The sequence below is a fragment of the Pseudoflavonifractor phocaeensis genome (assembly GCF_021531815.1).
In the GTDB taxonomy this organism is placed as follows: domain Bacteria; phylum Bacillota; class Clostridia; order Oscillospirales; family Oscillospiraceae; genus Lawsonibacter; species Lawsonibacter phocaeensis_A.
On the sequence record NZ_JADYUM010000002.1, the window covers coordinates 100,592 to 121,152 of the forward strand.

Consider the following 20,561-nt stretch of genomic DNA (forward strand, 5'->3'; position numbering starts at 1 on the left):
CTTGTGAACAGGGATACACGGGCGGCAATTCCAGCGGATGGCCGTCCACAACAAAACAACGCTCTGCGGCAAATGGCTGTTGCCATCCAGCACATCCATTCTACCACAGAACGAATCCAAAAAGGAGAAGGGATTACAAATATGAGCAGAAACAAAGCAAAAAACTGCCGCAACGAAGTGAAATCCTACATTACCCGGGAGGGCATGACCATGACGGAGGTGGTGGAGCTGCTGGTCGACGAACACGGCTGGAGCAGCAGCGTCCCCAACCTGTCCGGCAAGCTGCGGCGCGGCTCCCTGCGGTACACTGAGGCCGTGGAGCTGGCCGATGTGCTGGGCTATGATTTAGTCTGGCAGAAGCGCCGGGAGGTGAGGTAATATCGCAGGACCTGCTTACGGCTATATCTGTGTATCAAGCAAAGATCAGAACGAGGACAGGCAGCTTGTGGCTATGCGGAATAAAGTATATCGATAGCTAATATGACTCGCTTTTGTCTCAAGATAGCATAAAATAATTAACGATAAGCATTAAAAATCTCTTGACAAAGCATATGTATCGGTATATACTGCGAACATAACGATAAACGTTAAATAATTTATGTTTTGCGTAGGAGGCGTTCTTATGAATTCTAAAACTCTTTCAAACTTCCACAAGTTCGGTAAAGTGGGCAAGATTGCAATGACAGTCTTAATGGTCATAGCAATCTTAGCGGCTGCAGCGAGCTGTGTAGCTACAATTTTTGTGTCTACGCTTCCAAAGGATGCGCTAACAGTTCGCGTTACCAATCATGCCGAATTCAGGATCAACGAAAAGAATTTCGATTCCCTGTGGGACATTCTTGCAGATGGTTTTTCTTATGCGGGGGACGTAAGCCCCGAGGCAATGCTGAGCGGTGGAAATAATAAGATTATTCCTCCTGAAGATCAGGATTTCAATATGGAACTCTCATTTTTCAACCAGTCATTTTCTTCCGCCAAAATTCATTCCGAAGAAAACACAAAGGTGATCGAAGCCACGTCATCGCCTGCTGAGTACCGTTCGGCGAATTTGGTGTCAGTCCTTATCTTCGCGCCTTTGTTTGCTGCTTCTGCTGCCGCAGCTCTGTTTATGCTGAAAAGACTGTTTGCGGTGCTTGCAAAGTGTGAATCTCCGTTCTGCGAAGAACTTGTGACAAAGATGAGAGCATTCGGTTTTTCTCTTCTTCCCGTTACGCTGTTTGCCACCATTGTTGAAACGCTGTCTACCGCGTCCCTGTCTGCCGGAAGAGACACCGGAATCAGCATTCAGTGGGGTGTCTTAATTGCTTTCGCCGTAACAATGTGTTTGGTGACAGTATTCAAATACGGGGTTCAGCTCCAAAAAGAATCGGATGAAACGCTGTAAGGGGGGCGGACAATGGGACATATTGTTTTAAGGCTGGACCGCGTAATGGCGGACCGGAAAATGAGCCTGAATGAGTTGTCGGAGAAAGTCGGCGTTGCAAATGTGAACCTTTCCAAGATGAAGAACGGGCATATCAGCGCCATCCGGTTTTCTACATTGGCTGCGATATGTGACGTGCTGCAATGTCAGCCGGGTGACATATTGGAATACAGCCCTGAAGAATAAAATGAACGTGGATGAAGCATATGCCGATGAAAAGGGCAAACGATGAGCATGGCGCCAGAGCAAATTCTCAAGGATATCTTTGTAAGAACCGAAACATAACAAGCGGAAAAACGATAAAGCGGAAATTTCCTGTAAGGTGCCCGCCTTACAGGAAATTTATTCTGATCATCTATAATCTTACATTAAACTTGGAGTAGCCCGAAAATATTCCACTTGACTTCTGAAACGAAAACGGATATGGTGCCGTCTAATAGGATGAAGCCGCTTCAAGTACCGGGGGAAACACTATGGAACAAATCGAAACAAAGAAAGCTCAACTTTCAGCCACCATGGGAGACCAGCAGATCATTCAGTTGTTCTTTCAGCGGTGTGAGGAAGCCATTACCCAGACCCAGAAGAAATATGGTGCGCTGTGCCGCAGTGTGGCCCAGCGGCTCCTGACTGACCCCAGGGACACGGAAGAGTGTGTCAGTGACACCTACCTTCGTGTCTGGAATGCCATCCCGCCGGAACGCCCCCGCTCTTTGCGGGCCTATCTGGCCCGCATCACCCGGAATCTGGCATTGGACCGTTATAACTACAATACTGCTGCCCAGCGCAGTACAGCCCTCACCGACGCTTTTGAGGAATTGGAACCTTGGATCGCTACCGGGCAGGGCGATCCGGACACAGAACTGGATGCATCAGAGCTGCGTCGGGTGCTGAACGGCTTCCTGCGCCGTCAGAGCGCTGAGGTCCGCGTGTTCTTTTTGCGCCGCTACTGGTACGGAGAGAGCATCCGGGAGATCGCGGAAGAATGCTGTGTCAGCGAAGCAAAGGTTAAAACATCGCTGTTCCGCACAAGGGAACGTCTGCGCGCGGAACTGGAACAGGAAAGGATTACACTATGAACGAAACTCGTTTTCAGAAATGGATGAACTCCGTGGATGATGACCTGCTGGAGGAAGCGCAGCAGCCTATGAAAAAGAAGCGTTCCTGGCTATACAGCGCCGGGGCGATTGCCGCCTGTCTTGCCGTGGCTGTAACTGCCGTCACCATGACCCACCGAGGCACTGACCAGCCCACCATGATCACAAACCCCATGCACGAATCCAGCGCAGCTGAGTTTCAGCGGCTGGGGTACTCCATCCCCCTGCCGGACAGTGCCTCCGGCACCTCCTACTACCTGATCGACACAGGGGCAAGCGACAAGCAAATGGCCGAAGTCAATTTTGAACAAGGCGGGCAGACGTACCACTGCCGTGCCTTAAAGGCAGAGCAGCCCCAGGACATCTCCGGTATTTATGCTGACTGGACGGAGAGCTTGGACTGGAGCGGCGAAGATGTTTCCGTCCAGCTGCGCAAGTCCGAGGATGCGGCCTGGGTGGGCTGGTATGCTCCGGAGGCCGAGACGCAGTGGTGTGTTGCCGGTGGCAGCGATGCCCAGGTGCTGCTGGACACCGCCCAAACCATTGTAGAAAAGCTGGGGTACGTTATGCCGCTGTATCCAATGGACAGTGCGGAGGACGCCTTTGCCGATGGCGGCTACTCCGTGGACTTCACGGCGGCAGACCTTGTCAAAACTGGGGGCGGATATTCCCTGACCGCAAAGATTTGTGACTATGACCGCTATGAACTGGAAGACATTCAGAGTTTGAAAGAAGGCGACCAGATCCAGGTCTGTCGGAAGCCGGTGACCATTGAGAGCATCCGGCGGGATAACGGCACCGTCATCATCAACGGCGGCGTAGAGCTGATTGAGGACGACGGCCTGTATCGTACCAACGCAATGAATGACCAGCCGATCTACTATGATCTGGGAACGATCACCCTGCCCGTATCCACTGACTGCACCTTTGAAGATCACGCCGACCTGGAACATGAACCTGATGGCCTGGTTTATGAGTACGAGGACGTCCCTGCGGCTATTCAGGCCAGCGAAACGCCCTTCAACTGCTACAACACGGTCATCACTGTCCGGCAGGAGCAGGTGGTGCAGATCATCCGCTATTGGATTCCCTGATGGATCGACATATAGAATCGAGGTAACATGATATGATTCAGAAAGAAAAATACAACGCAAAAAAGATACTTGCCCTGATCCTGTCTCTCGCCTGCGTGACAGGGCTGCTGGCCGGGTGCGGCCGACAGAACACCAGTGAAGGAAAAGCTGACGGAAGCTCCTTGGAAGAACAAACATCCGACACCTGGTATGAAATTGATCAGGAAGCAGGCATTCTGACCATCCGCCTTCCCGCCGAAAAGGAAGGATTCATTTGGAACTTTACCATCGACGACACCTCCCTGTTGGAGCTGGTCACGCTGGAGGACAATGACGGCACCTTTGTTGCCAGCTTCCGGGCGCTGGAAGACGGCGAGACAGTTGTGTCTTTCTCCTATGCCAAGGATGATGTGCTGGAGGAAATCCGGGCGCTGAATGTTACCTGCAAGGATGGAAAAGTAGCCGACGTCTCCAACGCTTCCGTTATGCCCATTAGTGGGCAGGATGATCCGGAGATCACAGACCTTCGAAACAGCAACAGCATCCCCATGATTATGAAGGAACACAGCGCGGTGACCTGCGTCTCCGAGACCTGGGACGGGGAGAACAACTGGCAGAATAAGACTGTCCGTCAATTCGTCAGTTCCGATGGTCGCCTGTGGTATGACTACGAACAGTACGATGATGCTGACCAGGTCGTATACTGCGAGGCGGGATACATCAACGATGACGTTCCCGGTGCCCTGTATACCTGCGAAAAAGACGGCCTGAAAACGATGACGCTGTGCCCGGCGCCTGAGTATGAAGCCATGGTGTCTGACCGCTGGCTGGCGCGTCAGCCGTATGACTATGAGACCGTGGCGGACAAGACCGACAGCACAGAGTATGGAACCACCACCCTGACCGCCGCCAGGCAGAATGGTCTGACAGGGATCAACAGCGAGGTCATTTACTTTATCGACGATGCGACCGGCCTCATCACCGGCATGGAGGTGACGGAGCATAGTGCAGAGGACGGCAGCGTAGTCTCCGTGACCCGCAGCAATATTCTCTACGATGAACCCCGGCTCATGGAGGAGCAGGCGGCTATGAATATTCTGTTCCCGGAGGACGCCTGCTATCTGAACGTGATCATCAATCCCGGAAAAGAGAATTCCGAGGAACAGGCTTTCCAGATGGATAAGTCCACGGAGGTGGAATTTGACGCCATGGAGGGCTATCAGCTGTACTACGATTATGATTGTACCCAGCCCATGGATTGGATCGATGTGGGGCAGAATAAGCTGACTGTCTATATCACGGTTGATCCTGCGAAATAAGCATTTAAGAGATTCTTCTGTGATTGAACACAAACAGATTTTGAAAATCTAACGCCGTAAACGGCATAGGAAGATCACTATAAATCAAACACACGAGCAGTGGAATAGATGGACAATTCTTGTCACTTCGGATATTAAGCCCGCATCGGTGCAGACGACGATAAGTAGCGGTCGATTTCTCCATTGCTAATGGCGCACTTCTATACAGGGTAAACCCTGTATTGTGCGTCCTGCGGAGCGAACAGCCCGGACAATTGAAGTCCGGGCTGTTTTGCGTCACTTCGTTCCGAACAAGGGAGTGTCTCCCTTGCGCTGCTTACGCAGCTATCCCAGCGCACTTTGCAGCGGGAACAATCTGCTTTCAGCAGACAGTTCCCGCCGCAAAGTCTGAAAATCTCATACTGTCAGTCAGACCGTCTACCGAAAATGTAGGCGGTCTTTTTCATCCCATCCATCCCATCAAAAAGGAGGTCATGCACTATGACAAAACAGAAAACCGTCCCCGAACTGAAAGCCGAGATTGCCGCCAATGAGCGCCAGCTTGCCCAGCTCCGGCACAAACAGCAGCAGCTTGAAAACCGTGCCGTCTACTATGAAAAGGGTGACCGCCGGAAACGGGCGCACAGGTTGATTACTCGTGGAGCCGCTGTGGAGAGTGTAGTCCCGTTGGCGAAGGTGTTGAGCGAAACCGAATTTTACGCCTTTGCGGAAAAAGCCCTCGCCTTGCCAGAGGTCAAGGGTTTGCTCATGGAGGCCGTCAACGAGCACAACAAAAATGAGTTTTGGGGTGATTGACCATCGCATTATTCCATTTTCACGTAACCCAGATCAAGCGCAGCGCCGGACAGTCTGTCGTGGCTGCTGCCGCCTATCGCTCCGGCGAAAAGCTGCACAGCGAGTATTACGGCGAGGACAGCGACTACACCCGCAAGGGCGGCGTGATCTGTTCGGAAATCCTGCTGCCGCCCCAAGCACCGCCCTCTTTCTCTGACCGGGAAACACTCTGGAACGCCGTGGAGAAAGTGGAACGTGGAAAGAGAGCCCAGCTTGCATATAGTTTTGACATTGCCTTGCAGAACGAGTTTTCCATGCAGGAGAACATTGAGCTTGCAAGGCATATGAGGTACAGCATGAACAGGAGCGTCAGAACGCCGCTGCACGGCAGAAAAAGTCGGAAATCGAACACTAATTCTTACACAAAATCAGGAGGTACTTATGGGACAGAAATCGCAATTTGAACACCAACTCGACCCGGAGGGATATTATTTCTCCAATTCGGAACCGCTGCCCCCCGAAAGAGCCGAGCGCAGATTCTTTTGGGGTGAGGACGGCCACATCCATGTAAAGAACCTATCCGCTTTCTGGATTCCCGAACTGACCGTTACCGAGGTCATCCACGGCACCACCTACGTTGTGACAGGCAGCTATGAGGGGACGGAAAACTTTGTCCGCAAGCTGGAACGCATCACATCCAGAAAGTTTGCGGAAAAGATGGAGGATTCAGAATGACAAACACCCAGAATCTTGGTACAATAGAGCCAACCAATCCTGTACTGACAGTTGCTCCATCAAAGGAGGATACAGAAATGTACGGAGCAACAGATAAAATGACCGCCCTTTATTGCCGACTGTCTCAGGAGGATGACCGGGCTGGCGAATCCCTGTCCATTGAAAATCAGAAGGCCATGCTTTTGCAGTATGCCAGGGAGCATCACTTCCCCAACCCCATGTTTTTCGTGGATGACGGAGTCAGCGGTGTGACCTACGACCGTCCCGGCTTTCAGGCCATGCTGGCCGAAATCGAGGCGGGACGGGTGGCCGTGGCGATCACCAAAGACCTTTCCAGACTGGGCCGCAACTCCGCGCTGACCGGGCTTTACACCAACTTCACCTTTCCGCAGAACGGTGTCCGCTTCATCGCCATCAACGACAACTACGACACCATCGACCCCAACCGGGTGGACAACGATTTTGCGGGCATCAAGAACTGGTTCAACGAGTTCTATGCCCGGGACACCAGCCGCAAGATCAGGGCCGTCCAGAAAGCCAAGGGTGAGCGAGGCGTACCCCTGACCACCAATGTGCCCTATGGCTATGTAAAAGACCCGGAGAACCCCCGCCGCTGGGTGGTTGACCCGGTAGCCGCCGATGTGGTGAAACGCATCTTCGACCTGTGTATGGAGGGCCGTGGCCCCAAGCAGATCGCCAACCAACTGAAAGCGGACAAGGTGCTGACCCCCAGCGCATACAGGGCCTTGCAGGGAATCAAGACCCCAAACAAGAAACCGGAGGACCCCTGCGACTGGCACAGCAGTACCGTTGTGGCGATTCTGGAACGGCGGGAGTACACGGGCTGTACGGTGAACTTCAAGACCTATACCAACTCCATCTGGGACAAGAAGCAGCGGGACAATCCCCTTGAGAAGCAAGCCATCTTCCCCAATACACATGAGGCCATCATCGAGGAAGCCGTGTTTGAGAAGGTACAGCAGGTGCGCCAGCAGCGGCATCGCAAGACCCGCACAGGCCGAAGCAGCATCTTTTCCGGGCTGGTGTACTGTGCCGACTGCGGTGAGAAGCTGTATTACGGGGCGACCAACAATTACCGACCGGAGGGCGCGTTCTTTGACTGTTCTCTCCATTGGAAGCACAAGGACAAGTGCGGTACTCATTACATCCGGGAAACCGTACTCAGCCACATAGTCCTGAAACACATCCAGGCTGTGACGGGCTACATTCTGCGGCATGAGGCACATTTCCGTGCAGTGATGGAGGAACAACTCCGGCTGGAAAGCAGTGAGCAGATCCGCATCCGCAGGAAACGGCTGGAACGGAACGAAAACCGCATCGCTGAACTGAAACGGCTGTTCATCAGGATTTACGAGGACAACGCCAGCGGGCGGCTGAGTGATGACCGCTTCGATATGCTGAGCCTGACCTATGAAACGGAGCAGAAGCAGTTGGAGAACGAGTGCGTCACCATGCGGCAGGAAATTGAAGTACAGGAACGACAGAACGAAAACATTGAGAAGTTCATTCAGACGGCGCACAAGTATGTGGGAATCGACGAGCTGGACGGCTACGCTCTGCGGGAACTGGTGTCCGCCATCTATGTGGACGCACCGGACAAATCCAGCGGGAAGCGTGTGCAGCACATTCACATCCAGTACGATGGGCTGGGCTTCATCCCGCTGAATGAGCTGATGAAAGAGGAAACGGCGTGACCGAAGTCACGCCGCACCCTTTGAAAACTCAAGGTTTTCACCATTTTTTCATTTTACTGTTTTACGACCACCCGGCTAAAGTCGTGTCTTTCTTTTTGGGTTGTCTTTGTTAAGACAATAAAAGTCGTCGCGAACGATATGAAGTCCGCGACGACGTGGTGGACCTAAAGGGATTCGAACCCTCGACCTCTCGGATGCGAACCGAACGCTCTCCCAACTGAGCTATAGGCCCAAACATATAAGGCTGAAAACAGCTTCTTTATTATAACAGATTTTTCAAAAAAGTAAAGGTGATTTTTAAAAAAACTGAGCCAAAACAGGGACGCCGGAGATACCGGCGTCCCTGTCATGTTTATAGGGTGCAGTAAGCGCAGGGCTCTTCGATGGTGACCGTGTACTTTTCCAGTAAGGCTACTGGATGGTAAGACAGCTTGCTGGTGCGCAGGCCGGGGTCACCTGCGTCATCCTCCCGGTTGATGAAGTGGACGCCTTCGTGGGCGAACTGCTGGGCAAACTGGGCCACCAGCATCTGATAACAGCCTTCGTAGTCCCGGTCCGCCTTTTCAATATGGGTGAACAGAGTGTCTCCCACGATCTCGCCCAAAGAGAAGCCGGCAATTTTGCCTTCCACGGACAACATTCCGCCCAGAAGATCGTAGGTCTGGAAATTGTCCAGCACTTCATGGGTCTTGGCGATGTCCTCATGGAAGGAGGCGGCGGACTTGTCCCAGCGGCTGGCGTACCGGTCCAAGAAAGCCTTGACAGCGGGGATGTCCTCCGCGGTAATGGGCCGGAAGGTCCAGCTGCCGTAAGTTTTCAGAAACTTGTTCACATGATTGCGTTGGCCGCTGAGTTTTTTTCCACGGAAATATTTCAGATCCTCCGCGCGGTACAGGTAGTCGAAGCTGTCCCGGGCGGCAATGGCGGCGCTGTTGGGGAAAAACTGCTGCAGCCGCTCCAACTCGTCCTTTGGGACGGGATAGAAGGAGATCGGCATATTCCGGCGGCAGCAGTAGTCGGCGATCTGGCGGTAATGTTCGGGCCGGCCACCGCCCAGGGGCAAGGTAAAGGTCTCGCCCAGATCCGGATAAAAAACCTTAAAATAGAGGGAGCTGTCGTGAATGGCCCACTCCGTCTTGTACATATCGCGCCAGATGAAAACGGTACCCGGGGTGGTGTCGCAGATCCGGCTTCCGCTGTAACTGAAAAACTGGCGCAGCCTGGGCAGATCCTCTAGCTGCAGGGGATGGAAATCAAGCATACATTCAAATCCTTGTGTTTATTTTTCTCTGGTCTCTCCCATTATACCCGACAGGCGGCCGTAATACCAGCCCGTAACCCCATCTTTTTTGCACAAAAAACCCTGTTTTGTGGCCGCTACCACAGTCAAAGAGTCACCGGGGGACACGGGAAGGGCGTAATCAGTGGAGTCTTCGCACCACAGGCCGTTGGGAGTTTGATGGAGGTAGCAATTCAAAATGGAAAGTACCCGCCCTGTTTCCCGGTGACGGCACAGGGAAGTTTCTTCGCCAGTTTCCAGCAGGTCCAGGGCGCTGCGGCCCCAGCGGATGTTGACAGAGTCGGCGGAGGCCTTCTGACGGTCCAGGGCGACAGCGGTGGGCAGGCCGTCCCAGGCAGTCCAGGTCAGCTGGTCGGAGTCCTCCGAGGGGAGGATCAGGGCGTTGAGCTGGCCGTCTATCTTGAGAACGCAGCCGCCGTCAATGGAGGCGATTTTCCGGTCGGGCAGGATGATGGGGGCGGCGGAGGGAATGTCAGCCCGGTACAGGGTGACCGGCCAGTGGCCCACCACCACCCATTTGTCAAAAGAGTGCCCCTGGTCCAGAAAATCGTCATTTTTCATGCAACGCCAGCGGTCCAGCTCCTCCATATGCTCCAGGGAAGGCACTCCGCCGTGGACGAAGACCAGGTGCTCCGTCTCTAAAATGGTGGGCAGGGCGCCCAGCCAGGCCCAGATTTCAGGATAAGCGGCCCGCAGGTCACGCCGGAGCCGGGGCAGGTCCTCCAACTGTTCAAAGCTGCCCTCGCGGGCCAGCTGCCGCAGGGTGGATTCCGGGTGCTGGGGAAGGTAAAAGGAGAAAAAGCGCTGGTCCAAGGCGTCCGTATCAAAGAACCGGAGCACCAGGCCGTCACAGTTGCCGCACAGGGGATAGATGGTGTGGGTCTTGGACAATTCCATCAGGCGGCGCAGAAGGGCCAGACTGTCCCGGCCCTTTTCCAGCATATCCCCCACCAGCACCAGAATGTCATCAGGGGTCAGTCTGACTTTCTCCATCAGGGCGTCAAAAAAGGGAAGATTGCCATGGATGTCGCTGACGGCAATGATCCGCCGTCCGGCGGGGAATCGGGGGCGGATGACAACGGCGCGGTCCATGGGAATCCACTCCTTTCCTGGTCTGAAATGGGCCGGCGTCAGCCCAACTTGGCCTCAAGGGCCACCCAGCCGTTTTTCTCCCGCTTGCGGGTGACGGTGAGGCCGTTTTTCTTCAGCGCGGCCTCCACCTCGTGGGCTCTGGTGTCGATGATGCCGGAACACAGGAACACCCCGTCCTCCGCCAGCATCTGGGGGACCCGAAGGGACAGGGGGATAATGACGTCGGCCACGATGTTAGCCAGCACCAGGTGGTATTTTTCCTGGGCCAATTCGGCGGCAAGGGAGGCATCAGAGATCACATCCCCGGCCAGGACAGTGTACCGGTCCTTCCCGATGCCGTTGAGAGCGGCGTTTTCATAGGCCACGTCCACTGCCTTCGGGTCGATGTCCACAGCCACCGCGGTGCTGGCCCCCAGGCACAGGGCGGCGATGGACAGAATACCGCTGCCACAGCCCAGGTCCAATACGGGCCTGCCGGCGGCGGTGTGCTCCTCCACGCCTTCCAGACACAGCTGGGTGGAGGCGTGGGAGCCGGTGCCGAAGGTGAGTCCGGGGTTCAAATACAGGGGGCTGCGTCCCTGGGGGACGGGCTCCTCCCGCTGCCACTCAGGGACTACATAGAGCCGCTGGCCGATGGCCAGGGGCTTGTAGTATTTCTGCCAGCTGTATGCCCAGTCGTTGTCCGCCAGGGGCGTTACCGTATATTCCCAGCCAAGCCCCCGGGTGTACCGCTCCAGCTGGGCGCGGCCGTCCTCGTCATCGGTGACGTAAAACTTGACCCGGGTGACTCCTTTCATCCGGTCCAGCAGTTCCTGGTCCACATAGTCCCAATATTTCCGGTTTTGCTCCAGAAACTGGAGAAAATCCCCTTCATCTTCGATGACCAGGCCGTCCATGCCTGCGGCGGTGAGCCGTGCGGTGACCTCATCTAATTTGTCAGGGGCAGTGTTGACGGCAATTTCCAGCCATTTCATTTCATCCATATTGTATGCTCCTTAATATAGGTAAATTTTAGTTTATAGGGTTAGGAGACTTCGCCGCTGCGGCGGCGAGTGACTTTTGGAGCCATCCAAAAGTCACCAAAAGATGGCCGGGGGACGGCCAGGCCGGCCTCGGGCTGCGCCCTCCGCCGCCAACGGCCTTACCCCCGGACCCCACTACGGGAGCCCAGCGGCCCTGCGTGAAACCCAAGCCGCAAAATTTGATTTGGAACACGCCGCCTTGTTGCTTCGCAAAATTCGGCGGTTTTACGGGGGATCAGCAATATGGCCCGCCGGGGCCGCCCGGTGCGAAGTGCCACTGGATCAAGTTTTACACAACGGGGCGGAGCAGCGCAGTCAGGAACCACGCCGCACAATTCGGAGCCCCAAGCGCTGACATTTGGTGGCTGTTCTTATCCAAATTCGTTTTACTCAGGGCCGAAGGCCCGGATGGAGAGGCAACAAAACCGGACTTTGTGCGCCGGACGTGAGGCAGGCTTTTTTGTAGGACGCCCCTTGGGGGGCGGGGCCGCAGCCCCGGAGATTTTTGGGTACTTTTGTATCTCTACAAAAGTACCTCGCCCGGAGGCGAAATATCTCCATCCCCCGTCCCGCCCGCAGGCGATAACTTAATACAAACTAAAACTTACCGCTCGATTCCGTAATAGAACAGGGCCAGGGTACCGGGGCCTGAGTGGGCGCCGATGACAGGACCCACATAGTTGATATATACATTTTGGACGCCAAAGCGGTCTTTGACCATCTGGGCTACCAGTTCCGCATCCTGGATACAGTCTCCGTGGCTGATAAAAACAGTCTGTTCCCGGGGGTCGATGGCCGTCTGTTCCATCCGGTCCACCAAGGCCTTCAGGGAGCCATGACGGCCCCGGACCTTGCCGACGTTGACCAGCCGTCCGTCGTTGTCCACATGGAGCACCGGCTTGATCTGGAGCATGGAACCCACCACAGCGGTGGTGGCGGAGATCCGCCCGCCCCGTTTCAGGAAGTGCAGGTCATCTACCGTGAACTGGTGGCAGATATTCAGTTTGTGGGAAACCACCCAGTCCCGGACTTCCTCGATGGATTTGCCCTTCTCCCGCTCCAGTGCGGCCATCCAGACCAGCAGCCCCTGCCCCAGGGAGGCGCACAGCGTGTCCACGGTGTACAGTTTCCGGTCGGGATATTTGTCCCGCAGCTCTTCTGCGGCCATGGAGGAGGCGTTGTACGTCATGGACAGTCCGGAGGAGAAGGCCAGGACCAGCACGTCCCGTCCCTCCCGGAGCAGGGCGTCCAGAGCCTGGATATATTGGGCCACATTGACGGCGGCGGTGGTGGCCACCTCCTCTTTGCGCAGCATATCGTAAAAGACCCTTGGGTCCATGTCGCGGTGGTCGGGGAAATCCTGGTACGTCAGCCCACGGATGGTGAAGCTGAGGGGAAGAACCCGAATATCGTACTGGGCGATCAGGTCGGTACCCAGATCGGCGGAGGAGTCGGTGAGGATGACGAAATCAGACATAAGATACACTCCTTTGAAACAGGATAAGGTGGAATAGCGGATCGGAGACTTATTTCTTCCCCTTCTTGTGGGGCTCGTCCGGGGGCTGGAGTATGTCCAGAATACGGGCGCAGGCCAGTTGGGCCGCGTAGCTGCGCAGGGCCAGATCCAGGGCGATCCTGGCCAGATCCTCCCGCTGGGCGTCCTCTTCCAGGGACTGGGCGGTCTCGGTGAGGGCGCGGTCCAGAGCGCGGCAAAAGTAGTCGTACAGCTCCTGGGAGTTCTTACCTGTAGACTGTCCCGCAGCGAGAAGCACTCCGATGTCCCGGACGGACAGGACCTTTTTCAGAGCGCACACGGCGGTGAGGTAGCCCAGATGGACCGGACCGTACCGCTTGCCCTCGGCCCGGGGGACCAGGCCGTCCTTGATATAATTGTTGACCATGGCGGAGGTCAGCGCCTCTCCGTCATCAAAATGGATCAGCTGCCGGGGCATGTAGGAGATGATCTGGTCCATATACAGCGCCAGATCGGGCAGCTCCTCCCAGGGGGCGGGGCGTTCCTCCTCCATGCGTTTTTTCAGGTCGAGCAGTTCTTCCAACGATGAAAGCCTCCCCTCAATATCATAATTATAATGCTATCACATGACATTTAAAACATCAATGCCGTTTTTTGCTCTCATCGCGGCGCAGCTCCATCCGGCGGCGCAGGCGTTCCAGAGCCTGGGTATGGTCCGTGGAGCGCATCTTGGGGAAAGCGGCCATCAGACGGCGCTGACCGAAGGCTTCGCCGTCCATCAGGTCCTGGAGCTTGTCCCGCAGCTCGGCCAGATCGGCCTTCCGGGCGGCGCGGCGCTGGTCCTTCTGGGCCTGGAGTTCGGCCTTGCGTTGGACCAGGTTCTCTTTCCAGTCCTCCAGGTCCTCCTGGAATTCCGCCTTCCGCTCGGCCAAGGAGTCCTCCAGATCCTCACGGCGGTCAGCCAGGTTGTCCATCAAATCCTCCCAATCTTCCCGCAGGTCGGCGCCCTTTTCGGCGGCGTCCAGTACCCGGTCGGCCAGGTTTTCTCCCAATTCATTGGAGGCGGACTTGATGCGCGCGGCCATCTCGTCGATCTGGGTCAGCTGACGGTTGATCTTGGCAATTGTGCGGACCGTGGCGGCCAGGTCCACCGCCATGGTGGCGGCGAACAGGGTAAGCAGCACCCAGCCCAGAGTGTGGGGGACCAGGCGGATGAAGAATTCAATGGAGGGGTGCAGAATGTCCACCACGAATAGGCAGGCCAGGCCCCAGGCGATGGAGAATTGCAGACAGATGTAGCCGCTCAGATTAAAGGGCTTGTCGGAGTAGTCCCACCAGCGCTGGTGAAAGAGCTTTTCCAGCACGAAGCCGGTGAGCCACTCCAGCGCGGAGGTGAGGATCACAGAGCCCAGAAACAGCAGGAGAAAATTTCCTTTCAGCGGAGTGAGGCAGGCCAGGACAATGACCACGCCAAAGCCGTAGATGGGGCAGACGGGGCCGTTGAGGAAGCCCCGGTTGACGAATTTTCCGGTGTTCAGGGCGGCGTAGCTCACCTCGGTACACCAGCCCAAAAAGGCATAGATAAAAAAGATCCACAGAAATTGGTACAAATCAGGTCCTCCTTTGACGGTTTACAGGCAATATTGCGTTTCCACTTTGACAGTATAGTATATCATTTCCGCGGGAAAAAGTCCATCCCATCCTATCAACCCCCGAAGGCGGAGGAAACCGGGATTTCAGCATCTCTTTGCCCTGTGGCAGACGGCAGCTTGAGGCCGCCCCGGCGGAACAGCCCTCCCTGTCATAGCGATGCCGCGGTCCCGTTTGGCCGCCGCTGAAAAGCCTGCCTCCTTGACAGAAACCGTGGAACCATTGTATGCTGGATATGATAGTTAGGCGGGAAAGCGGGGCGGCAGGTATGGGGCGCGCATCCAGAGCATGTTTGTGGCTGATCCTGAGCGGCGCCCTACTGGACTGCTCCATCAAACTGGGGCTGTGGGCCGGGGCGGTCCACTGGTATCAGCTGCGGTATTTCACAACGCTGAGTAATCTTTTGGCCGCGATATACAGCCTGTGGGCCTTGCTCCGGGGCAGGGACCGGACGCCGCCCCTGCTCCATGGTGCAGCCCTGATGGCTGTCCTGGTGACGGGGCTGATCTACCATCTGCTGCTCCGGGGAACCTTCGGTGGTTTTACGCCTTTCACCCTGGGCTGGCTGGGGGACCAAATGGTCCACACTGCCGTCCCTGTGCTGATGGAGCTGGACTGGCTGCTGTTTATTCCCAAGGGACGGTCGACCTTATGGTACCCCTTGGGTTGGGCCGTCTTTCCGGCAGCCTATTCTGCGGGCACGGTGCTGATCGCCCGGACGGGGCGCTGCCTGCCCAACTCCAACACTCCCTACCCATACCCCTTTTTGGATGTGTGGGCTCTGGGATGGGGGCATGTGCTTCGAAACGCCGCCCTTGTGGGTCTGGCATACTTGGGGCTGGGCTGGGGCTTGGTATGGCTGGACAGGCGCCTGGCAGAATAAAAAACTGATGTGGTGAAGCGATGAAACGACTGGTCATTGGAATTTTGGCCCATGTGGACGCGGGGAAAACCACCCTGTCCGAGGGCCTGTTATACAAGAGCGGCGCCCTGCGGAAGCTGGGCCGGGTGGACCATGGGGACGCCTTTCTGGACACCGATGTGCTGGAGCGGGAGCGGGGCATTACCATCTTCTCCAAGCAGGCTCTGCTGACCCTGGGAGAGACGGAGGTTACCCTGCTGGACACCCCGGGCCACGTGGACTTCTCCGCCGAGATGGAGCGTACCCTCCAGGTGCTGGACTATGCCATTTTGGTCATCAGCGGCACCGACGGAGTCCAGAGCCACACCCGCACCCTGTGGCGGCTGCTGGCGCGGTACCAGGTCCCCACCTTTCTGTTCGTCAACAAGATGGACCTGGCGGGGGCGGACCGGGCCGGGCTGCTGGCACAATTCCGGGAGCGGCTGGATGGGGGCTGCGTGGATTTCGGCGCCGGTCCCCAGACCCGGGACGAAGGGGTGGCCTTGGAGAGCGAGGAGGCCCTGGAGAGGTTCCTGGAGACGGGGACAGTGCCCCGGGAGATGACCGCCCGGCTCATCCGGGACCGGAAGGTGTTCCCCTGCTGGTTCGGCTCGGCCCTGAAGCTGGAGGGAGTGGCGGAATTTCTGGCCGGACTGGAGGACTATACCCTCCAGCCGGAATACGGCGGAGAATTTGCCGCCCGGGTCTTTAAGATCTCCCGGGACAGCCAGAATACCCGGCTGACCTGGCTGAAGGTCACCGGCGGCGTACTGAAAGCGAAGACGCTGCTCTCCGGCGGCCGGAGCGGGGAGATCTGGGAGGAGAAGGCGGACCAGCTGCGCCTCTATTCCGGCGCGAAATTCCGCACCGTGGACCAGGCGGAGCCGGGAATGGTGGTGGCGGTCACCGGCCTGAGCCAGACCAGGCCCGGCCAGGGGCTGGGCGGGGAGCCGGAGGCTAAGGGCCCGGCCCTGGAGCCGGTGCTCAGCTACCAGATGATTTTGCCCCAGGGGGCCGACCCCCACACTGTTTTGCCCAAGCTGCGCCAGCTGGAGGAGGAGGACCCCATGCTCCGGGTGCTGTGGGACCAGCGGTGGAAGGAGATTCGGGTCAGACTGATGGGACAGGTCCAGTTGGAGGTGCTGAAACGGCGCATTGCCGACCGTTTTGGCCTGGAAGTGGACTTCGGAACCGGAAATGTGATCTATAAGGAGACCATTGCCGCTCCGGTGGAGGGGATCGGACACTTTGAACCCCTGCGCCATTACGCGGAGGTCCATCTGCTGATGGAGCCGGGGGAGCGGGGCAGCGGCCTGCGGGTGGCTTCCGCCTGCTCCACCGACCAGTTGGACCTGAACTGGCAGCGGCTGATCCTGACCCACCTTCTGGAGCGGGACCACCCCGGCGTCCTGACCGGGTCCCCCATCACCGACGTGAAGATCACCCTGGTGGCGGGGAAGGCCCACCTGAAGCACACCGAGGGGGGCGATTTCCGTCAGGCCACCTACCGGGCGGTGCGCCAAGGCCTGATGCAGGCGGAAACGGTCCTGCTGGAGCCGTTCTACGACTTTACGCTGGAGTTGTCCCCTGACTGTGTGGGGCGGGCCATGGCAGACATCCAGACCATGGGCGGTACGGTGGAGGGCCCGGAGGGCCAGGGGGAGCTGTCCGTTCTCACAGGCCGGGCCCCGGCGGCCGGTCTGGGAAACTACTGGCAGGAGGTCACCGCCTACACCCGGGGGCTGGGACGGCTGTCCTGTACCCTTCGGGGCTATGAGCCCTGCCATGACCAGGCGGGCGTGGCGGCCGCGGTGGGGTACGACCCGGAGCGGGACACGGACAACCCTGCCGACTCCGTCTTCTGCGCCCACGGGGGCGGCTTCAACGTGAGATGGGACCAGGTGCGGGAATACGCCCATGTGGACAGCGGCCTGCGGCTGGGTGAGGAGCAGGAACCGGAGCCTCAGACTGCCGCCGGAGGACGGCGGGAGTACCGGGGCGGGTCGTTGGAACAGGACAAGGAGCTTCAGGCTGTCTTTGAGCGGACCTACGGGAAGGTGGAGCGCCAGGGCTTTCAACCCCAGAAAAAACCCGCCCGTACCAGTCTGGACGAGCGCTACTCTATCCGGGAGCAGCGGACCGGTCCGGAGTACCTCCTGGTAGATGGCTACAACATCATCTTTGCCTGGGAGGAGCTGAAAGAGGTGGCCCAGACCGATGTGGCCGCCGCCCGGGCCATGCTGGAGGATATTCTTGCCAACTACCAGGGCTTCCGGAAGTGCGTGGTCATTCTGGTCTTTGACGCTTACAAGGTGAAGGGCAACCCGGGTTCGGTGGAGAAAAAGAATGGCATCTATGTGGTGTATACCAAGGAGGCGGAGACCGCCGACGCTTACATTGAGAAGGCAACCTACGACCTGAGCCGGGACCACAAGGTGCGGGTGGCCACGTCCGACGGCCTGGAGCAGATGATCATTCTGGGCCACGGGGCCCTGCGTCTGTCCGCACGGGCTTTCAAGGCGGAGGTGGAGCGGGCCCGGGGAGAGATCGCCCGGCTGGTGGCCGCCTACAATAGCCGGAACCGGGATCTGGGCAAGGTGAAAAACACCGCGAAAGTGATTGGAAAGTAAAACATGAGAAAAGGACTTCTCTGCGTGCCGCAGAGAAGTCCTTTTTCATTGTATTTGATGGGGGCGCTTATTGAAATTCCGCCCACAGGTCGTCGGGGTAGAGGCCGGCGGCGGTCTTCTCCGCGATGGCGGCCACTACCACAGGCTTGTCCGCCTGATAGGTCACGCCATACCACTTGTCAGTGCTGCGCAGCACCTTGACTCGGGCCTTGTCCTCACCGATGAGCTGGCTGATGACGCTGGGCAGATAGTATTCCCCCTTCATGGGGTTCTCCGCCAGGGCCTTGTCCAGGAAGGCGGGGAAACGGTCCCAGGCCTCGGAAACAAAGCTGCCGGTCAGGCCCCAGAGGTTCATGGAGACGATGGCGTCTCCGGGCAGAGCGGTCCAGGTGGCGCCGTCATCTTCGGTGAAGCGGGCGTTGGCCCCGTCTTTTTCGATGTGAGTGCGCTCGGTAACAGTCTGGAGGAAGTGGTCTTGGTCCTCGGTGCAGATGCCCCGGGAGACATAGCCGTTTTCCGTCACCGTGTTGCCCAGCAGGTAGCCCACCATGGCGTATTCATAGCAGCCGGGCCGGTCAGCGTGCTGGCTCAGGTAGTCGTAAATGGCCTGAAATGCCTGGGGGCCGTAGTAATCGTCGGCGTTGACCACGGCAAAGGGACCGTCTATCAGCTTGCGGGCGGCCAGGATGGCGTGACAGGTGCCCCAGGGCTTGACCCGCCCTTCGGGGACCCGGTAGCCTTCAGGCAGGTCAGTCAGCTCCTGGTAGGCGTACTTGACTTCCATGACCTTGGACAGGTGGTCGCCAATGGCGGCCTTGAAGGCGTCTTCGATCTCATGCTTGATGACAAAAACCACCGTCTCGAAGCCGGCCCGGTGGGCGTCATAAATGGAGTAGTCCAGAATGGGTTGACCGTGGCTGCCCACGGGGTCGATCTGCTTCAGACCGCCGTAGCGGCTGCCCATGCCGGCAGCCATGACCACCAGAACAGGTTTATTCATAACAGTCACTCCTTGTATTGGTATCTGACGCGATGGAGAGCGGGGAACTGCGGCGGTAGCCGGGGATGGACGCAGCTGTTCCACCAAAATTATACCGGATTTGCAAATGGTTTGCAAGGAATATAGGCGTGTTTCCAGACTGGTCCGATTCACAGCGGAACAACTGACAGTGGCCTCCAACGCTTAAACGCCATCGGTCTGACAGAAATTGGATAACAAGGGAATTCCTCCGCTCATACAGCTTTGCAGCGCCTGGAATAATGCAATTTCTACAAATGTTTTTAAAAAAATCGCATTAACAAAGGCGATTTATACTACTATAATGAAATTAATTCCAAACAAAGTACAAAAAAATAGAAAATTGTTCCAAATCGGGATGGTTTGTTCCACGTAGGGAGGACTTATGAAGGCACTGTCATGTCTGTTGGAAATTCAACACCGCGTTCAGTCTTTGACGCCGGCAGAGAAAAAATTGCCGAATACATTTCGCAGAACAGCGAACAGGTTTTGATGATGTCCATTGATGAGCTGGCGAAGTTGACCGGTACCGCAAAATCAGCGGTGATCCGGTGCAGCAAATCACTTGGCTTCGACGGATATACCGCCTTGAAAATATCCCTGGCGGCTGATGTGACCCGCAAGGACGAACGGGACTACAGCAACTCGATCGATGTTGACGAGACCGCCGATTCCATTGCAAACAAAATCTTTTCCGCCAATATCAGAACGCTGCAGGATACGATACATTTTTTGAACATACCGGTCCTTGAAAAAGTTGTAAACCTGCTTGCGGAAGCGCGTATGATTTATATTTACGGCGTTGGAACCTCGGCGATCTTCGGAACGGATTTTCAGCACCGACTGTTCCAGGTCGGCTATTCCGCCATTGTGGTAACCGATGTCGCGACCATGAAAGACTCCACGCTGAACATCAAAGAGGGGGATGTGGCCTTTGCGTTCAGTGACTCCGGCCGAACCATCGTAACGGTCGAAACCATGAAGGTCGCCAAAGAAAAAGGCGCCACTACCATTTGCCTGACGGGTTATACTGACAGCCCGATCACCGAGGTGTGCGATTACGCTTTGTTCACTACAGCCGATGAGTTCAAGTATCCGATCGAAAGTTCTCTTTCAGCATGGCACGGAGAGCTTCTTTTTGAGAAGCGCACACACTTAGTTCAATATGGTGCTTATCAAGCGCCGCCTGCAACAACTTGTTCAAATTGGGGTTCAACTGAACAGAAATTGCTCGTCTCGTCGTAGTTACCTCCTTCTTCGATTTTATAATAACGACTTAATTCGACAGGGATGTTAAAAAAATTTCCTGCTATTTCTTCCTGGGGCTACCGGAAATACTAA

The 20,561-nt window shown here is 56.5% G+C and carries 19 protein-coding genes, 1 tRNA gene and 1 pseudogene; 13 read left to right on the top strand and 8 right to left on the bottom strand.

Annotated features, from left to right (window positions below):
* Nucleotides 1-141 precede the first annotated feature (141 nt).
* The 10 genes and pseudogenes from I6E42_RS01745 to I6E42_RS01790 all read left to right on the top strand — a co-directional run bounded on the left by I6E42_RS01745 (nt 142) and on the right by I6E42_RS01790 (nt 8,133).
* Complete coding sequence (locus tag I6E42_RS01745) at nt 142-378, top strand: LLM class flavin-dependent oxidoreductase (RefSeq protein ID WP_235370124.1); 237 nt, start codon at nt 142-144, stop codon at nt 376-378.
* A 244-nt stretch (nt 379-622) separates the two neighbouring features.
* A complete protein-coding gene (locus I6E42_RS01750) occupies nt 623-1,384 on the top strand; it encodes a DUF2975 domain-containing protein (protein ID WP_235370125.1) in 762 nt (253 codons plus the stop codon).
* Nucleotides 1,385-1,396: 12 nt separating this feature from the next.
* A complete protein-coding gene (locus tag I6E42_RS01755; RefSeq protein ID WP_033120704.1) occupies nt 1,397-1,609 on the top strand; it encodes a helix-turn-helix domain-containing protein in 213 nt (70 codons plus the stop codon).
* A 287-nt stretch (nt 1,610-1,896) separates the two neighbouring features.
* Nucleotides 1,897-2,499: an RNA polymerase sigma factor gene (locus I6E42_RS01760; RefSeq protein ID WP_235370126.1), complete on the top strand. Its 603-nt coding sequence runs from the start codon at nt 1,897-1,899 to the stop codon at nt 2,497-2,499.
* The gene (locus I6E42_RS01765) at nt 2,496-3,611 is read left to right on the top strand and encodes a hypothetical protein (RefSeq protein ID WP_235370127.1); all 1,116 of its coding nucleotides are present in this window, start codon (nt 2,496-2,498) and stop codon (nt 3,609-3,611) included. The genes I6E42_RS01760 and I6E42_RS01765 overlap by 4 nt, the downstream gene beginning before the upstream one ends.
* Before the next feature lie 32 nt (nt 3,612-3,643).
* The gene (locus I6E42_RS01770; RefSeq protein WP_235370128.1) at nt 3,644-4,909 is read left to right on the top strand and encodes a protease inhibitor I42 family protein; all 1,266 of its coding nucleotides are present in this window, start codon (nt 3,644-3,646) and stop codon (nt 4,907-4,909) included.
* Between the two features lie 480 nt (nt 4,910-5,389).
* A complete protein-coding gene (locus I6E42_RS01775; RefSeq protein ID WP_235370129.1) occupies nt 5,390-5,704 on the top strand; it encodes a DUF3847 domain-containing protein in 315 nt (104 codons plus the stop codon).
* Nucleotides 5,705-5,706: 2 nt separating this feature from the next.
* Nucleotides 5,707-6,024, top strand: a pseudogene (locus tag I6E42_RS01780) (MobA/MobL family protein); the annotation flags it as partial.
* Nucleotides 6,025-6,124: 100 nt separating this feature from the next.
* Nucleotides 6,125-6,418 (top strand): hypothetical protein, encoded by a 294-nt coding sequence (locus tag I6E42_RS01785; RefSeq protein ID WP_235370130.1) that lies wholly within the window; start codon nt 6,125-6,127, stop codon nt 6,416-6,418.
* Between the two features lie 77 nt (nt 6,419-6,495).
* Nucleotides 6,496-8,133 carry a recombinase family protein gene (locus I6E42_RS01790; RefSeq protein WP_235370131.1) on the top strand — a complete coding sequence of 546 codons (1,638 nt, stop codon included), beginning with the start codon at nt 6,496-6,498 and terminating at the stop codon, nt 8,131-8,133.
* Between the two features lie 156 nt (nt 8,134-8,289).
* Here I6E42_RS01790 and I6E42_RS01795 read toward each other — a convergent pair.
* From I6E42_RS01795 to I6E42_RS01825, 7 genes are all read right to left on the bottom strand, one after another.
* Nucleotides 8,290-8,365, bottom strand: a tRNA-Ala gene (locus I6E42_RS01795).
* Between the two features lie 120 nt (nt 8,366-8,485).
* Nucleotides 8,486-9,394, bottom strand: a complete 909-nt coding sequence (locus I6E42_RS01800) for a DUF2156 domain-containing protein (protein WP_235370132.1) — start codon at nt 9,392-9,394, stop codon at nt 8,486-8,488.
* Nucleotides 9,395-9,412: 18 nt separating this feature from the next.
* The gene (locus tag I6E42_RS01805) at nt 9,413-10,525 is read right to left on the bottom strand and encodes a metallophosphoesterase (protein WP_235370133.1); all 1,113 of its coding nucleotides are present in this window, start codon (nt 10,523-10,525) and stop codon (nt 9,413-9,415) included.
* A 38-nt stretch (nt 10,526-10,563) separates the two neighbouring features.
* Entirely contained in the window at nt 10,564-11,508 is a 945-nt protein-coding gene (prmA, locus tag I6E42_RS01810) for a 50S ribosomal protein L11 methyltransferase (RefSeq protein ID WP_235370134.1), read from the bottom strand.
* A gap of 643 nt (nt 11,509-12,151) precedes the next feature.
* The gene (locus I6E42_RS01815; RefSeq protein WP_235370135.1) at nt 12,152-13,024 is read right to left on the bottom strand and encodes a DegV family protein; all 873 of its coding nucleotides are present in this window, start codon (nt 13,022-13,024) and stop codon (nt 12,152-12,154) included.
* Nucleotides 13,025-13,073: 49 nt separating this feature from the next.
* Nucleotides 13,074-13,604, bottom strand: a complete 531-nt coding sequence (locus tag I6E42_RS01820) for a DUF1836 domain-containing protein (protein ID WP_235370136.1) — start codon at nt 13,602-13,604, stop codon at nt 13,074-13,076.
* Between the two features lie 58 nt (nt 13,605-13,662).
* Nucleotides 13,663-14,631, bottom strand: a complete 969-nt coding sequence (locus tag I6E42_RS01825) for a putative ABC transporter permease (RefSeq protein ID WP_235370137.1) — start codon at nt 14,629-14,631, stop codon at nt 13,663-13,665.
* A 332-nt stretch (nt 14,632-14,963) separates the two neighbouring features.
* On the opposite strand from I6E42_RS01825, the gene I6E42_RS01830 reads away from it, so the two are divergent.
* Nucleotides 14,964-15,554 (top strand): Pr6Pr family membrane protein, encoded by a 591-nt coding sequence (locus tag I6E42_RS01830; RefSeq protein ID WP_235370138.1) that lies wholly within the window; start codon nt 14,964-14,966, stop codon nt 15,552-15,554.
* Between the two features lie 20 nt (nt 15,555-15,574).
* Nucleotides 15,575-18,202 (top strand): translation factor GTPase family protein, encoded by a 2,628-nt coding sequence (locus I6E42_RS01835; RefSeq protein ID WP_235370139.1) that lies wholly within the window; start codon nt 15,575-15,577, stop codon nt 18,200-18,202.
* Nucleotides 18,203-18,269: 67 nt separating this feature from the next.
* Here the strand turns inward: I6E42_RS01835 and I6E42_RS01840 are convergent, their stop codons facing one another.
* Nucleotides 18,270-19,202: a sugar phosphate nucleotidyltransferase gene (locus I6E42_RS01840; RefSeq protein ID WP_235370140.1), complete on the bottom strand. Its 933-nt coding sequence runs from the start codon at nt 19,200-19,202 to the stop codon at nt 18,270-18,272.
* 417 nt (nt 19,203-19,619) lie between these two features.
* Here I6E42_RS01840 and I6E42_RS01845 point away from each other — a divergent pair, with 417 nt between their 5' ends.
* Entirely contained in the window at nt 19,620-20,465 is an 846-nt protein-coding gene (locus I6E42_RS01845) for a MurR/RpiR family transcriptional regulator (RefSeq protein ID WP_235370141.1), read from the top strand.
* The last annotated feature ends 96 nt before the right edge of the window (nt 20,466-20,561 follow it).

What these genes read in the sequence shown, in the direction of transcription:
- I6E42_RS01745 (WP_235370124.1), top strand. Translation starts at nt 142, where the DNA reads ATGAGCAGAAACAAAGCAAAAAACTGCCGCAACGAAGTGAAATCCTAC.
- I6E42_RS01750 (WP_235370125.1), top strand. Translation starts at nt 623, where the DNA reads ATGAATTCTAAAACTCTTTCAAACTTCCACAAGTTCGGTAAAGTGGGC.
- I6E42_RS01755 (WP_033120704.1), top strand. Translation starts at nt 1,397, where the DNA reads ATGGGACATATTGTTTTAAGGCTGGACCGCGTAATGGCGGACCGGAAA.
- I6E42_RS01760 (WP_235370126.1), top strand. Translation starts at nt 1,897, where the DNA reads ATGGAACAAATCGAAACAAAGAAAGCTCAACTTTCAGCCACCATGGGA.
- I6E42_RS01765 (WP_235370127.1), top strand. Translation starts at nt 2,496, where the DNA reads ATGAACGAAACTCGTTTTCAGAAATGGATGAACTCCGTGGATGATGAC.
- I6E42_RS01770 (WP_235370128.1), top strand. Translation starts at nt 3,644, where the DNA reads ATGATTCAGAAAGAAAAATACAACGCAAAAAAGATACTTGCCCTGATC.
- I6E42_RS01775 (WP_235370129.1), top strand. Translation starts at nt 5,390, where the DNA reads ATGACAAAACAGAAAACCGTCCCCGAACTGAAAGCCGAGATTGCCGCC.
- I6E42_RS01785 (WP_235370130.1), top strand. Translation starts at nt 6,125, where the DNA reads ATGGGACAGAAATCGCAATTTGAACACCAACTCGACCCGGAGGGATAT.
- I6E42_RS01790 (WP_235370131.1), top strand. Translation starts at nt 6,496, where the DNA reads ATGTACGGAGCAACAGATAAAATGACCGCCCTTTATTGCCGACTGTCT.
- I6E42_RS01800 (WP_235370132.1), bottom strand. Translation starts at nt 9,394, where the DNA reads ATGCTTGATTTCCATCCCCTGCAGCTAGAGGATCTGCCCAGGCTGCGC.
- I6E42_RS01805 (WP_235370133.1), bottom strand. Translation starts at nt 10,525, where the DNA reads ATGGACCGCGCCGTTGTCATCCGCCCCCGATTCCCCGCCGGACGGCGG.
- prmA (WP_235370134.1), bottom strand. Translation starts at nt 11,508, where the DNA reads ATGGATGAAATGAAATGGCTGGAAATTGCCGTCAACACTGCCCCTGAC.
- I6E42_RS01815 (WP_235370135.1), bottom strand. Translation starts at nt 13,024, where the DNA reads ATGTCTGATTTCGTCATCCTCACCGACTCCTCCGCCGATCTGGGTACC.
- I6E42_RS01835 (WP_235370139.1), top strand. Translation starts at nt 15,575, where the DNA reads ATGAAACGACTGGTCATTGGAATTTTGGCCCATGTGGACGCGGGGAAA.
- I6E42_RS01840 (WP_235370140.1), bottom strand. Translation starts at nt 19,202, where the DNA reads ATGAATAAACCTGTTCTGGTGGTCATGGCTGCCGGCATGGGCAGCCGC.
- I6E42_RS01845 (WP_235370141.1), top strand. Translation starts at nt 19,620, where the DNA reads ATGTCTGTTGGAAATTCAACACCGCGTTCAGTCTTTGACGCCGGCAGA.